11 protein-coding genes are annotated in these 13,244 nt (G+C 69.2%); 10 read left to right on the forward strand and 1 reads right to left on the reverse strand.

Features of this window, described 5'->3' with window-relative positions; all coding sequences use genetic code 11:
• Window positions 1-5 precede the first annotated feature (5 nt).
• Genes EV137_RS19495 through EV137_RS19535 form a run of 9 tightly spaced genes read left to right on the forward strand, consistent with a single transcriptional unit; the run spans window position 6 to window position 11,242 of the window.
• A complete protein-coding gene (locus EV137_RS19495; RefSeq protein WP_238175424.1) occupies window positions 6-1,181 on the forward strand; it encodes a hypothetical protein in 1,176 nt (391 codons plus the stop codon).
• Window positions 1,178-1,789, forward strand: coding sequence for an acyltransferase (locus EV137_RS19500; RefSeq protein WP_133786571.1), 612 nt, complete (start codon window positions 1,178-1,180; stop codon window positions 1,787-1,789). The genes EV137_RS19495 and EV137_RS19500 overlap by 4 nt, the downstream gene beginning before the upstream one ends.
• Window positions 1,786-2,877 (forward strand): DegT/DnrJ/EryC1/StrS family aminotransferase, encoded by a 1,092-nt coding sequence (locus EV137_RS19505; RefSeq protein ID WP_202871113.1) that lies wholly within the window; start codon window positions 1,786-1,788, stop codon window positions 2,875-2,877. Before EV137_RS19500 ends, EV137_RS19505 begins: the two co-directional genes overlap by 4 nt.
• Before the next feature lies 1 nt (window position 2,878).
• Window positions 2,879-3,880 (forward strand): Gfo/Idh/MocA family protein, encoded by a 1,002-nt coding sequence (locus EV137_RS19510; protein ID WP_134130258.1) that lies wholly within the window; start codon window positions 2,879-2,881, stop codon window positions 3,878-3,880.
• Window positions 3,881-3,882: 2 nt separating this feature from the next.
• The gene (gene wecB / locus EV137_RS19515; protein WP_133786568.1) at window positions 3,883-4,935 is read left to right on the forward strand and encodes a non-hydrolyzing UDP-N-acetylglucosamine 2-epimerase; all 1,053 of its coding nucleotides are present in this window, start codon (window positions 3,883-3,885) and stop codon (window positions 4,933-4,935) included.
• A gap of 4 nt (window positions 4,936-4,939) precedes the next feature.
• On the forward strand, window positions 4,940-6,142 hold the full coding sequence (locus tag EV137_RS19520) for an acyltransferase family protein (protein ID WP_134002340.1): 1,203 nt from the start codon (window positions 4,940-4,942) through the stop codon (window positions 6,140-6,142).
• Window positions 6,143-6,167: 25 nt separating this feature from the next.
• Window positions 6,168-7,469 (forward strand): nucleotide sugar dehydrogenase, encoded by a 1,302-nt coding sequence (locus EV137_RS19525; protein ID WP_134130259.1) that lies wholly within the window; start codon window positions 6,168-6,170, stop codon window positions 7,467-7,469.
• On the forward strand, window positions 7,466-10,090 hold the full coding sequence (locus EV137_RS19530; protein WP_134002344.1) for a glycosyltransferase family 4 protein: 2,625 nt from the start codon (window positions 7,466-7,468) through the stop codon (window positions 10,088-10,090). Before EV137_RS19525 ends, EV137_RS19530 begins: the two co-directional genes overlap by 4 nt.
• Before the next feature lie 12 nt (window positions 10,091-10,102).
• Window positions 10,103-11,242, forward strand: a complete 1,140-nt coding sequence (locus EV137_RS19535; RefSeq protein ID WP_134130260.1) for a glycosyltransferase — start codon at window positions 10,103-10,105, stop codon at window positions 11,240-11,242.
• A gap of 72 nt (window positions 11,243-11,314) precedes the next feature.
• On the opposite strand, the gene EV137_RS19540 is transcribed toward EV137_RS19535, so the two are convergent.
• Window positions 11,315-12,145, reverse strand: a complete 831-nt coding sequence (locus tag EV137_RS19540) for a helix-turn-helix transcriptional regulator (RefSeq protein WP_202871047.1) — start codon at window positions 12,143-12,145, stop codon at window positions 11,315-11,317.
• A 102-nt stretch (window positions 12,146-12,247) separates the two neighbouring features.
• Here EV137_RS19540 and EV137_RS19545 point away from each other — a divergent pair, with 102 nt between their 5' ends.
• Window positions 12,248-12,994: an SDR family oxidoreductase gene (locus tag EV137_RS19545; RefSeq protein WP_134130261.1), complete on the forward strand. Its 747-nt coding sequence runs from the start codon at window positions 12,248-12,250 to the stop codon at window positions 12,992-12,994.
• Window positions 12,995-13,244: the final 250 nt, after the last annotated feature.

Raw genomic sequence — 13,244 nt, forward strand, 5'->3', positions numbered from 1 at the left:
CGACGATGACGATCCGCGAGCACCTGCCTGCGCCGTTGGCCCGGACCGCAGGAGCGGTCCGGCGGCGCCTGCGGGGCTTGCGGTACTCGTACGCGCAGCTGCCGGCGTTCCCGCCGGCAGCGACGACGCCGGTGCGGATGCTGGTCGGACCGACCAACTCCGCCGGTCAGGGGCATGCCTGGGCACAGGCCGCCAAGACCCTGCCCGACGTCGACGCCGTCGCCTTCTCCTTGCACCGCAAGGGCCAGTTCCAGTTCGCCGACGACTACGGCGTACCGCTGGCGTGGTTCGGCCAGCCGCGCTGGCAGCGCGCCCAGCAGCAGTACGTCGTCGAGAACTACACGCATGTGATGGTCGAGTCGCTGCGCCCGATCTTCGGCGCCCGCGGCTTGTCGGACGCCTCCGCCGACATCGAGACGATGCTCGCGAAGGGCATCAACGTGAGTCTGCTCTTCCACGGCTCCGACATCCGCCTGCCCAGCCGGCACGCGAAGCGCGAGCGCTGGTCGCCGTTCACCCCTGGTGACGAGCTGACCGACCGCCTCGAGCCGCAGGCCCGCCGGCACGCCGAGCTGGTCGAGTCGCTGCAGCTCCCGGTTTTCGTGTCCACGGTCGACCTGCTGGACGACGTACCGAACGCCCAGTGGCTGCCGGTCGCGATCGACCCGGTGCCGTGGCAGCAGGCCGCGCGGCCGCTGTTCTCCGGCGAGAAGCCTGTCGTCGCGCACGTCCCGTCGAACGCGAAACTCAAGGGCACCGAGGAGATCGACGCGGTGCTGACCGGGCTGCACGAGCGCGGCGTGGTCGAGTACCGGCGGATCACCGGCGTACCGCACGAGCAGATGGCAAGCGTCATCGGCGATGCCGACATCGTTGTCGACCAACTCCGGATCGGTCTGTACGGCGTGGCAGCCGCCGAAGCGCTCGCTGCCGGGCGGATCGTGGTTTCGTACGTCGGTGACGCGGTGCGCCACCAGGTGCGTAGTCTGGCCGGGCGAGAGGTGCCGATCGTGGAGGCGGATCCCGACACCCTGGGTGATGTCGTCGCGGGCCTGATCGCGGATCGTGACGCCGCCGCCGAGCGGGCGGCCGCCGGCCCCGGTTTCGTGGCGGAGCTGCACGACGGACGCCGCTCGGCCGAAGTACTGAGAAACTGGCTCATTTCGAAGGAGACCCTGTGACGTCCCGCATCGCGCCATCCGCCGACGTCGACGACAGCGCCCAGATCGGCGACGGGTCGTCGGTCTGGCACCTGGCCCAGATCCGCGAGAACGCGGTCCTCGGCAAGAACTGCATCGTCGGCCGCGGTGCCTACGTCGGGACCGGGGTCCGGATGGGCGACAACTGCAAGATCCAGAACTACGCCCTGGTGTACGAGCCCGCGTCCCTCGAGGACGGCGTGTTCATCGGCCCGGCGGTGGTGCTCACCAACGACTACTTCCCGCGCGCGGTGAACCCGGACGGTACGCCGAAGAGCGGGCACGACTGGGAACCGGTCGGGGTGACGATGAAGGAAGGCTGCTCGCTCGGTGCGCGCAGCGTGTGCGTGGCCCCGGTCACCATTGGCCGCTGGGCGACCGTCGCCGCGGGTGCGGTGGTGACCAAGGACGTGCCAGACTTCGCGCTGGTCGCGGGGGTCCCGGCGCGCCGGCTCAAGTGGGTCGGCAAGGCCGGGGTTCCGCTGCTCTCCGTCGGGGACGGCGAGTGGAAGTGCCCGAACACGGGCGAGATGTACATCGAAACCGACGGACGGCTGCGGCCGGCCGGTGAAGCAATGGAGGAGAACTGATGGTGCAGCCGATTCCGGCCGCGAAGCCGATCATCGGGAAGGAGGAGCGCGAGGCTGTCGACCGTGTCATGCAGTCCGGCATGCTCGCCCAGGGTCCTGAGGTGGCGGCGTTCGAGCAGGAGTTCGGCGCAGCGCTGGTCTCCGGCCGGGCGTGCGTCGCGACGAACTCGGGCACGTCGGGTCTCCACCTCGGCCTGCTGGCCGCGGGCGTCGGACCGGGTGACGAGGTCATCGTCCCGTCCTTCACCTTCGCCGCGACCGCGAACAGCGTCGCGCTGACCGGTGCCACCCCGGTGTTCGTCGACATCGAGCCGACGTACTTCTGCCTGGACCCGGCCGCGGTCGAGGCCGCGATCACCGAGAAGACCAAGGCCGTCATGCCGGTGCACCTGTTCGGTCACCCGGCCAACATCACCGCGCTGCAGGCGATCGCCGACAAGCACGGCATCCAGATCTACGAGGACGCCGCGCAGGCCCACGGCGCCACCTGGAACGGCGCCCCGGTCGGTACGTTCGGTGAGTTCGCGATGTTCAGCCTCTACCCGACCAAGAACATGACGTCCGGTGAGGGCGGCATGAACTCGGTCGCGAACGCCGACCTTGAGCGCCGGATGCGGCTGTTCCGCAACCAGGGCATGCTCAAGCAGTACGAGAACGAGGTCGTCGGCCTGAACAACCGGATGACCGACCTGCACGCCGCCATCGGCCGTGTGCAGCTGACCAAGGTCGGCGGCTGGACCAAGCAGCGGCAGGAGAACGCGGCCTTCCTGGACGCGAACCTGCAGGGTGTCGCCGTTCCGGCGGTCGCCGACGAGGCGACCCACGTGTACCACCAGTACACGATCCGCGTGACCGAGGACCGTGACGGTTTCGCGAACGCGCTGCGGACCGAGTACGGCGTCGGCTGCGGCGTGTACTACCCGATCCCGAACCACCGGCTCCCGTCGTTCCAGCGTGAGCTGGACCTGCCGGAGACCGAGAAGGCCGCGGCCGAGGTGCTCTCGCTGCCGGTCCACCCCTCGCTGTCCGAGGAAGACCTGAACCGGATCGTGGCCGCGGTGAACACCGTGGCGAAGGCGGGTGCGTGAGATGGCGAACCTGCGTGCGGGCCTGATCGGCCTGGGCATGATGGGCCGGCACCACGCCCGGGTCCTGGCGTCCCTCGAGGGCGTCGACCTGGTCGCGGTCGCCGACCCGGGTGGTGACAAGTTCGGTGTCGCCGGCGGTCGTCCGGTGCACGAGAACATCGAGCAGCTGATCGGCGAGAGGCTCGACTACTGCATGGTCGCGGTGCCGACGCAGTACCACGCCGAGATCGCGAAGGCGCTGGCCGAGGCCGGCGTGCACGCGATGATCGAGAAGCCGCTGGCCGGCTCCTCGGCCGAGGCGACCGAGATCGCGAAGGCGTTCGAGGCGGCCGGTCTGGTCGGCGCGGTCGGCCACATCGAGCGGTACAACCCGGCGCTGCAGGCGCTGCGGGTGCGGCTGGAGGCCGGCGAGCTGGGCGACATCTACCAGATCACCACCCGCCGTCAGGGCCCGTTCCCGTCCCGGATCGCCGACGTCGGCGTGGTGCTCGACCTGGCCACCCACGACATCGACCTGACGGCCTGGGTGACCCAGTCGCCGTTCGTCTCGGTGTCCGCGCAGAGCGCGCACAAGTCGGGCCGGCAGTTCGAGGACCTGATCGCGGTGACCGGCAAGCTGGCCGACGGCACCGTCACCAGCCACCTGGTCAACTGGCTGTCCCCGATGAAGGAGCGGCTCACCGTCGTCACGGGCGAGAAGGGCGCGTTCATCGCCGACACCCTGCTGGCCGACCTGACCTTCCACTCCAACGGCACGGTCGCCACCGCGTGGGACGACGTCGCGCACTTCCGCGGTGTCAGCGAGGGCGACATGATCCGCTACGCGATCAGCAAGCCGGAGCCGCTGCGCACCGAGCACGAGGCGTTCCGCGACGCGGTGCTCGGCAAGGAGGCGGACATCGTCACGCTGCAGCAGGGTCTGCAGACCGTGAAGGTCGCGGAAGCCGTTCTGCAGTCGGCTGCCGAGGACCGAACTGTCAAGGTCGCCGGGGAGTCCCAGTAACCATGAAGGTTCTGAGCGTTGTCGGGGCGCGCCCGCAGTTCGTGAAGCTGGCGCCGGTGGCGGAGGCTTTTGCCGCTACCGAGCACCAGCACGTGATCGTGCACACCGGGCAGCACTACGACAAGAACATGTCCGACGTGTTCTTCGCCGACCTGCGGATCCCGGCCCCGGACGTCCACCTGGGCGTCGGGTCCGGCAGCCACGGTGTCCAGACCGGCGCGATGCTGGCCGCGATGGACGCCGTACTGGACGAGCACAAGCCGGACTGGGTGCTGGTGTACGGCGACACGAACTCGACACTCGCCGGCACGCTGTCCGCGGTGAAGATGCACCTGCCGGTGGCGCACCTCGAGGCCGGGCTGCGTTCGTTCAACCGGCTGATGCCGGAGGAGCACAACCGGGTGCTCACGGACCACGCGGCGGACCTGCTGCTGGCCCCGACCCAGGTGGCGATGGACCACCTGGCGAACGAGGGTCTGAAGGACAGGTCGCGGCTGGTCGGCGACGTGATGACCGACGTGTGCTTCCGGGTCCGCGACGCGGTCAAGGACAACGACCTCGACCTGCCGTTCAAGCGCGGTGAGTACGTCGTGTCGACCATCCACCGGGCCGAGAACACCGACGACCCGGAGCGGCTGGCCGCGATCGTCGACGGTCTCGGCGCGGCCGGTACGCCGGTCCTGCTGCTGGCCCACCCGCGGCTCGTCGCGAAGTGCGCGGAGCACGGCATCAAGCTGGAGCGTCCGGACGGTTCGCTGCACGTCCGGGAGCCGCTGGCGTACCCGGAGATGGTCGCGGCCGTCCTCGGTTCGGCCGGCGTCGTGACCGACTCCGGCGGTCTCCAGAAGGAGGCCTTCCTGCTCGGCCGGGTGTGCACCACGCTGCGCACCGAGACCGAGTGGGTCGAGACGCTGGACGACGGATGGAACGTGTTGACATCCGACGTGAGTAAGCTTCCCGAGTTGGCTGCCCGGCCGACGCCCACGGGGGACCGCCCGATGCCGTACGGCGACGGCCACGCTGCAGAGCGTGTCGTTTCCACTCTCGCGGAGTAACTACATGACGAAGGCCGCCGAAGAGAACCAGACGACGCCGACCCAGGAAGCCCCGGGGTCGGCCGCTGTCGCGACCCAACCTCCCGGCGCGCCAATCAGTACGACCCCTGCCGACGCGGTCCCACCGCGTCCCGGCGGGAGGTTGCCACGAGTCGAGTCGCTCACCGGTTTGCGCTGGTGGGCGGCCTTCTTCGTGTTCTGCCACCACATGACGAACCTGGCGCCGCTGCCGGTCTACGACTTCCTGAAGTACGGCACCTCCGGCGTCACGTTCTTCTTCGTGCTGTCCGGTTTCGTGCTGACCTGGTCGGCGCAGCCGGGGACGAAGATCCGGACGTTCTACCGGCGCCGGTTCGCGCGGATCTTCCCGCTGTACTTCCTCACGCTGATCGCGGCGATCTTCGTCTTCTACCGGTTCGAGCCGCCGGCCGGGATGTCGTGGATCAAGCCGGTCTCGTACGGCGTGCTGCTGGCGTCGGCGTTCCTGGTGCAGGGCTGGTCGAACAACGCGACCATCCTGTACGGCGGTAACCCGGCGGGCTGGACGCTGTCGGTCGAGGCGTTCTTCTACGCGTACTTCCCGTTCGTCTGGCGGGCTACGCAGCGGCTGAAGACGGCCGGCGGCCTGATCCTGTGCGTCTCGGTGCTCGTGCTCGGCGGGGCGTACCGCCTGGCGCTGTTCCACTACAAGGCCGACGTACCGGTGCTGCCGCAGCCGGTGCTGCACTCGGTGGCGTTCCTGTTCGGTGTCGGCCTGGCGATCTCGCTGCGGTCCGGCTGGAAGCCGCGGATCCCGGTGTGGTTCGCGTTCCTGGTCACCGGCGGCGGGCTGTACCTGCTCTGGTACTCCGGCTCGCACCCGACCGAGGTCCCCGGCGCGGTGACGATGGGCCTGTGCCAGAAGGAGGTCCTCACCTTCCTGTACGGCTTCCTGATCCTCGCGGTCGCCGCCCGCGACACCCGCGGCGGCCGGTCCGTGCTGCGCAGCAAGCCGATGGTGGCGCTGGGCCAGTGGTCGTACGCCTTCTACCTGGTGCACGCCACGATCCTGTACGCGATCAAGGAGTACCACGGTGTCGCCGGCCCGATCGGCTGGTCCAACCTGACCTGGTACGCCGGTGTCCTGGTCATCTCGATCTTCGCCTCGTGGCTGCTCTACAAGTTCGTCGAGCACCCGCTGGAACGGAAGCTCCGAGGCCCCCGATGAAGAATCACTACCTAGTGGAGTTCCTGTGCGTGTCAGTGTTGTTGCCTTAGGCAAGATCGGACTGCCGTTGGCCGTCCAGTTCGCGGCCAAGGGCCATCAGGTCGTCGGCGTCGACATCAACGAGAAGTTCGTCGAGCTGGTGAACGCCGGCCAGGAGCCGTTCCCGGGTGAGGCCCACCTGCAGGAGCTGCTCAGCGAGACCGTGGCCGACGGCCGCCTGCGGGCGACCACGGACTACGCGGACGCGATCCCGAACAGCGACGCGGTCGTCGTGGTCGTGCCGCTGTTCGTGGACGAGCAGACCGGTCAGCCCGAGTTCGGCTGGATGGAGAACGCGACCCGTTCCCTGGCCGAGCACCTGACGCCCGGCACGCTGGTCAGCTACGAGACCACGCTCCCGGTCGGCACCACCCGGAACCGGTGGAAGCCGATGCTCGAGGAGATCTCCGGCCTGACCGAGGGCACCGACTTCCACCTGGTGTTCTCGCCGGAGCGGGTGCTCACCGGCCGGGTCTTCGCGGACCTGCGCAAGTACCCGAAGCTGGTCGGCGGCCTGTCCGAGGAGGGCGCGAAGCGCGCCACCGCGTTCTACGAGGCCGTCCTGGACTTCGACGAGCGCCCGGACCTGGACCGCCCGAACGGCGTCTGGGACCTGGGCTCCGCGGAGGCGGCCGAGCTGGCGAAGCTGGCCGAGACCACCTACCGCGACGTGAACATCGGCCTGGCGAACCAGTTCGCCCGGTTCGCCGGCCAGAACGGCATCGACGTCCACGCCGTCATCGAGGCGTCGAACTCGCAGCCGTACAGCCACATCCACCGGCCGGGTATCGCGGTCGGCGGCCACTGCATCCCGGTCTACCCGCGGCTGTACCTGTACACGGACCCGGACGCCACCGTCGTCCGGGCCGCCCGCGAGGCGAACGCCGGTATGCCCGACTACACGATCGGTCTGCTCGAGGGCGCCTTCGGTGACCTCAAGGGCGCCAAGGTCGTCGTGCTCGGCGCGTCGTACCGCGGTGGCGTCAAGGAGACCGCGTTCTCCGGGGTGTTCCCGGCCGTGGAGGCGTTGAAGGCGCGCGGCGCCGAGGTGTCCGTGCACGACCCGCTGTACACCGCCGAGGAGCTCCAGGGTCTCGGCTTCACGCCGTACACGCTGGGCGCGCCGGTGGACGCGGCGGTGCTGCAGGCGGACCACGCGGAGTACGCGCAGCTGAGCCCGGCCGACCTGCCGGGCGTGAAGGTGCTCGTCGACGGTCGCGACCGCACCGACCCGGCCAAGTGGGCGGGCGTGCGTCGGATTGTGATCGGAAGGTCGGTCAGCCAGTGACACATGCCGACCTGCGGGTCGTGATGATGGTCGCCAACGACGTCACCAACGACAGCCGGGTCCGCAAGGAGGCCGCAGCACTGGCCGAGACCGGAGCAGAGGTGACTGTGCTCGGGGTCTCGGCCAGCGGTCTGCCGTCGAGGGAGATGCTCGACGGAGCGCTGATCGTCCGGGTGGCAGTGCCTTTCACACTGCGTGAGGAACGGAAACGAAGCCGCACGGCGCGCCGCAACTGGCGGCCGCCGTTGGTGGGGTACCGGTACCGAGCAACCTATGTGGCGCGCAGTCAGCGGATCGCGGCCGAGCTCAAGGAGCTCAAGGCGGACTCCGGGCACGCGATCGCGCGCGCCAAGGCGGGCCAGGGGAATCCGGTCAAGTTCAAGGCAGGCGTCGCCACCCGGCTGCTCCGGCGGGCGCGCTGGCAGGCCGCCGAGCGCGCCGCCTGGGTCCGCAAGGGCGTCGGCAACAAGGCGGACGGACCGTTCAAGTTCGGCTGGCGGGCGTACGACGGGGTCCTGCACCGGCTGCCCTGGCCGGCGCCGTGGCGCAAGCTGCACCCAGAGGCACTGGACCTCGAGATCGCGTTCGGCGACCTGATCGACCGCCTCGAGCCGGACGTGGTGCACGCCCACGACATGCACGTGATCGGGGTCGCGACCCGCGCCGCCGGTCGCGCCAAGCTGCGCGGCCGCACGCTGAAGGTCGTGTACGACGCGCACGAGTATGTCGCCGGGCTCTCGCAGTACGGCGCCCGTACCCGACGTTCGATCGCGGCCTGGGCCAACCACGAGCGTGAGTACATCGGCGACGCGGACCGGGTGATCACCGTCAGCCCGGCTATCGCGACCCGGTTGCAGCGCGAGCACAACCTGCGGCACGAGCCGACCGTGGTGATGAACACGCCGAACCCTGCTGACGTGTCGGTCGAGGTGTCCGACATTCGCAGCCGGATCGGCCTGGCATCCGACGTACCGCTGCTCGTCTACAGCGGTGGGGTGACGCGAGCGCGTGGGATCCACACCGCCGTACAGGCGCTGGTGGATCTGCCGGACGCGCACCTGGCCGTCGTGTGTGTGCCTGGCGTGGCGACGGACGCTGTCCGTGAGCTGCAGGCGCAGGCCGTGCAGTTGGAGGTGCAGGACCGCCTGCACTGCCTGGACCCGGTGAAGCCGGACGAGGTGGTCGCGTTCCTGCGGACCGCCGACATCGGGCTGATCCCGATCCTGCGCTACCCGAGCCACGAGATGGCGCTGCCGAACAAGCTGTTCGAGTACGCCTTCGCGGGGCTGCCGGTGGTGGTCAGCGACATGCCGAGCATGAAGGAGTTCGTCGATCGCACCAAGATCGGCGAGGTGTTCACCGCGGCCGACGCGCATGACCTGGCGTCGAAGGTCCGCACGGTCCTCGGTGACCTGGACAGCTACCGCGAGCGGGTTGCGGATCCGGCGTACCAGCAAGAGGTGTCCTGGGCCGGGCAGGCGACCAAGCTCCGTGAGCTGTACAGCGAGCTGACCGGGCAGCAGCTCGACGTCACGCGGCCGGGCGGCAAGGCGCGCAAGACCGGGCGGCACCTGCTGCTGGGGCCGGTCAACAGCGCCGGTCAGGCGTGGTTGTGGGCGACTGCGCTCGAGCGTGAGGTGCCGGACGTCAAGGCGGAGTCGCTCACGACGGGCAGCGGCGCGTTCGACTTCCGCGTGCACCGCACTGGCACGTACCGCCAGTACCGGTCCGATCTGCGCTGGCAGCTGGAGCTGACGGCGTACGCGTTGCGTGAGGTCACCCACGTGCTGTTCGAGGCGGGCCGGCCGATGTTCGGTCAGCAGCGCGGGCAGATGTGGACGACCGACGTACCGATGCTCGACCAGGCCGGGATCAAGCACGGTCTGGTGTTCCACGGGTCTGAGATCCGCGACCCCGCGCAGCACCGCGAGCGGTACCGGTACTCGCCGTTCCGCAACCCGGACGACGAGCTGACGGTGCGTCTGCAGGCCGCGAACAACCTGATGCGCCACCACCTCGAGGGCTACAAGGGACCGGTGTTCGTCACCACGCCGGACCTGCTGGAGTTCGTCGACAACGGCATCTGGCTGCCGCTCGCGGTCGACGTCGACAGCTTCGTGTCGACGCAGCCGGTGCTCGAGCGGGAGGTCCCGGTGGTGCTGCACGCGCCGTCGGCCTCCGCCTTGAAGGGTTCCGCGTACGTCGACCCCGTGCTGACGGACCTGGATGCACGCGGCCTGATCAAGTACAACCGGGTCCAGGGCGTGCCGCACGCGGAGCTCGCCGAGATGGTGAAGAGCGCCGACATCGTGGTCGACCAACTGCTGCTCGGTTCGTACGGCGTGTTCGCCTGCGAGGCGATGGCGGCCGGCCGGGTCACCGTCGGGCACATCGCGGACCCGGTCCGGGACCTGCTGCCGACCGACCTGCCGATCGCCGAGGCGAACCCGGACGACCTGGCGGAAGTGATCGAGCGGCTGGTCGCCGAGCGTGACACGGCCCGCAAGATCGCCGACGCGGGACCGTCGTTCGTGCGTGACCTGCACGACGGGCGGAAGTCGGTCGCGGAACTGCTGCCGTTCCTCAACAACGAACTGGTGTCCGAGGACGAGAGCGAGTAAGTGCGGATTCTGATGATTGCGCAGTCCCCGATCGCCGGGGACTCGCGGATCCTGCGGGAGGCGACGGCGCTCGCCGCGGCCGGTCACACGCTGCACGTGATCGGCCGGGACGTCCCTGAAGGCTTCGAGGTGGGGCCTGGGATCACGGTGGAGTCGGTCTCCCGCTCTTCCGGTCTGCGGGCCGGGAACGGCGGGCTGACGGTCGGGCACGGGCATTCCGGGCCCAAGGTGCTGGCGAAGCGGTTCGGGCGGTGGCTGTTGCTGCCCGAGCACCGGAACCGCACCGAGAAGCAGTGGCGGATCGCCGCGGCCCCGCGAGTGGCCGAGGCAGGTCCGGTCGATGTTGTGCATGCGCACGACTTCAACACGTTGGAACTCGCTGCCGAATACGCCGCCTTGTGGTCGGCCTCGCTTGTGTATGACAGCCACGAGCTGTGGTTCGATCGGGCCCTGCCGGGACGGCCGACGCCGTTGTGGCGAGCGCGTGGGCGGCGGTACGAGGTGGCGCTGGCGTCGAAGGCCCGGGTCGTCTTCACGGTGTCGGACGGGATCGCGGCGCGGCTGCGGTCACGTGGGTTGACCGATGTGCGCGTCGTACGGAACACGTTCCCGCGTGCGGACGACGTACCGCCGGCACCTTCGCAGCCTGAGGGCCTGCTGTACGCCGGACGCGTCGGAGCTGGGCGTGATCTGCCGACTGTGGTTGCCGCGGCTCGTGAGCTGGCGCCGTTCCGGACGGTGCTGATGGGATCGGTGGATCCCAACTATCGCTTGGATCTGGGGCCGGTGGAGACCGTCGCGGAACGGTCCATCGACGAGGTCGACGACACATTGCGCTCGTACGGCATCTCGCTCGTCACCCTGACCAACACCTGCGAGAACCACCGCCTCGCGCTGCCGAACAAACTCTTCCACGCGGTCCGGGCCGGTGTCCCGGTCGTCGCGGCCGACCTGCCCGAGCTGCGGGCAGTCGTCACGCAGTACAAGCTCGGCGGCCTTTACGAGCCCGGCAACGCGCACTCGTTGGCGACGGCGGTCCGCACGGTGATCGACAACTACACGACGTACACCGACGGAGTCCGCTCGGCCGCGGCAGAACTCAACTGGGAACACGACGCCGCCACCCTCGTCGCCGCCTATTCGGAGTTGTGAGAGCGGGGTCCAGGCTGTCGCCAGGACCCCGCCTCAGTTCTACCTCGAAGCCTCGACCATCTGCTTCTCCTTCTACGACTCCCTCAACGGCGAATAGTCGCGGTCCAGTACGGTCGCGAGGCGCGCCTTCGTGGTGTCGTCGGACGGCGTGTACGTGATGACGAACTGCCCGTCGTCGCCGGGTAGCTGGAGTGATTCCAGCGAGAAGGTGAGTTGCCCGGCGACCGGGTGGTTCAGGATCTTCGGGCAGTGGGAGCGGCTCTGGACATCCTGGGAGGTCCAGAAGCGTTCGAACTCGGGGCTGGCGGTGCGGAGTTCGTCGACCAGGGCCGCCAGTTCGGTGTCGTCGGCGTACTCGGCCGAAGCCTTCCTGAGCAGCGCGACCGCGTCTTCTGCCACCGTCTCCCAGTCGGCGTAGTACTCGCGGGCTCCGGGGTCCAGGAAGTACAGACGCGCCAGATTCCGATGGGCTGAGCCCTCGAAGTCCGCGACGACCTCGAGGGCGGCGGAGTTCCACGTGAGGACGTTGCTCAGGCGGTCCACGACGATCGCCGGGAGGTCGTGCATCGCGTCGATCATTGCCTTCAGCTGCGGGCGTACGGCCGTCTTCGGTGGTACTGCGGGTGGCGCCGAGCAGGCCAGCCGCCGCAGATGATCACGCTCGGCCTGATCCAGCCGGAGCGCGTCCGCGACGGCGGTCAGCACTGTGGTCGACGGGTTGCCGGCGCGGCCCTGCTCCAGGCGGATGTAGTAGTCGACGCTGACGTTCGCGAGCAGCGCGACCTCCTCCCGGCGCAGACCGGAAACGCGCCGCTCCCGGCCGGAGCGCAGACCGACATCCTCGGGCCGCACCCGAGCCCGTCGGGTCTGCAGGAACTGTCCCAGTTGCGGTCGCGCGCTCACCGCACCAGTATCCCCACACGGCCCAGCCCACTGGGTGGTACTGCCAGACCTACGGTGGAAGCGGATCTTCTGAGCGAGCGCCCTCCGGCGGAGCGTGGAGCCATGAGCACTTCACGCATCGCACTCGTCACCGGCGCCGCCAGCGGAATCGGCGCCGCCATCGCCACTCGTCTCGCAGCCGACGGCGCGTCCGTCGCGTTGCTTGCCCGACGCCGCGACCGCCTCGAGAAAGTCGCCGCCCAGATCGCCGAGGCCGGCGGTACGGCGCTCGTCGTCCCGGCCGATGTCACCTCGGAGCAGTCCGTCACCGAGGCCGCCGCTCTCGTACAGGACCGCTACGGCGATCTCGACCTGCTGATTAACAACGCGGGGGTCATGCACGTGGTCCCGTTCGCGGACGGCCCGGTAGACGCGTGGCGCAGTACCGTCGACGTCAATCTGACCGGCGTCATCAACGTCACGCACGCGTTCCTCCCGGCCCTGCGCCGATCGGCGGCGACCCGGACGACTGACCTGATCAACGTGTCGTCCCTGGCCGGTGAGCGCGTCAATCCCGGCATGGCGGCGTACGGCGCCTCGAAGGCAGCCGTCAGCCACCTCACGCGAACGCTGCGTGCCGAACTGGCCGGCGAGGGGATCCGCGTCACCGACCTGGAGCCCGGGATGATCGACGGCACCGAACTCGCGGACAGCTTCCCCGCCGAGCTGCAGTCGATGGTGGACGACCTCCGCAGCACCCTCCCCGCGGTCCCGGTCAGCGAGGTAGCCGACCTCATCGCGTACGTCGTCAGCCGCCCCCGAAACGTAAACCTCCCGCACCTGATCATCCAACCGTCCAAGGAGATCTAGTGAGCCGGGGTTGGGGAGGGTTTCTTCCCAGATCGGGCACACAACCCTCCCCAAGTCACCTCGAAGGGGTTATCACGCGCAACCGTTGTTGGCTGAGGCCGTACGGCGTGGATGCGAGCTGATCCAGGTCGTTCCGGATCTGACGCAGATCAAGCCGGGTGATCCGGTGCCGGTCGCGACGCTGAGCGACGTACCGCAAGCTGATCTGCTGGTAGCGAACGGTGCTTCGGACTGGCCGGCTGATGTGGCT

The sequence above is a fragment of the Kribbella pratensis genome (assembly GCF_004366075.1).
Taxonomy (GTDB): Bacteria; Actinomycetota; Actinomycetes; order Propionibacteriales; family Kribbellaceae; genus Kribbella; species Kribbella pratensis.

Coding starts and splice junctions, on each gene's coding strand:
- EV137_RS19495 (WP_238175424.1), top strand. CDS start 6: ATGACGATCCGCGAGCACCTGCCTGCGCCGTTGGCCCGGACCGCAGGA.
- EV137_RS19535 (WP_134130260.1), top strand. CDS start 10,103: ATGATTGCGCAGTCCCCGATCGCCGGGGACTCGCGGATCCTGCGGGAG.
- EV137_RS19510 (WP_134130258.1), top strand. CDS start 2,879: ATGGCGAACCTGCGTGCGGGCCTGATCGGCCTGGGCATGATGGGCCGG.
- EV137_RS19520 (WP_134002340.1), top strand. CDS start 4,940: ATGACGAAGGCCGCCGAAGAGAACCAGACGACGCCGACCCAGGAAGCC.
- EV137_RS19545 (WP_134130261.1), top strand. CDS start 12,248: ATGAGCACTTCACGCATCGCACTCGTCACCGGCGCCGCCAGCGGAATC.
- wecB (WP_133786568.1), top strand. CDS start 3,883: ATGAAGGTTCTGAGCGTTGTCGGGGCGCGCCCGCAGTTCGTGAAGCTG.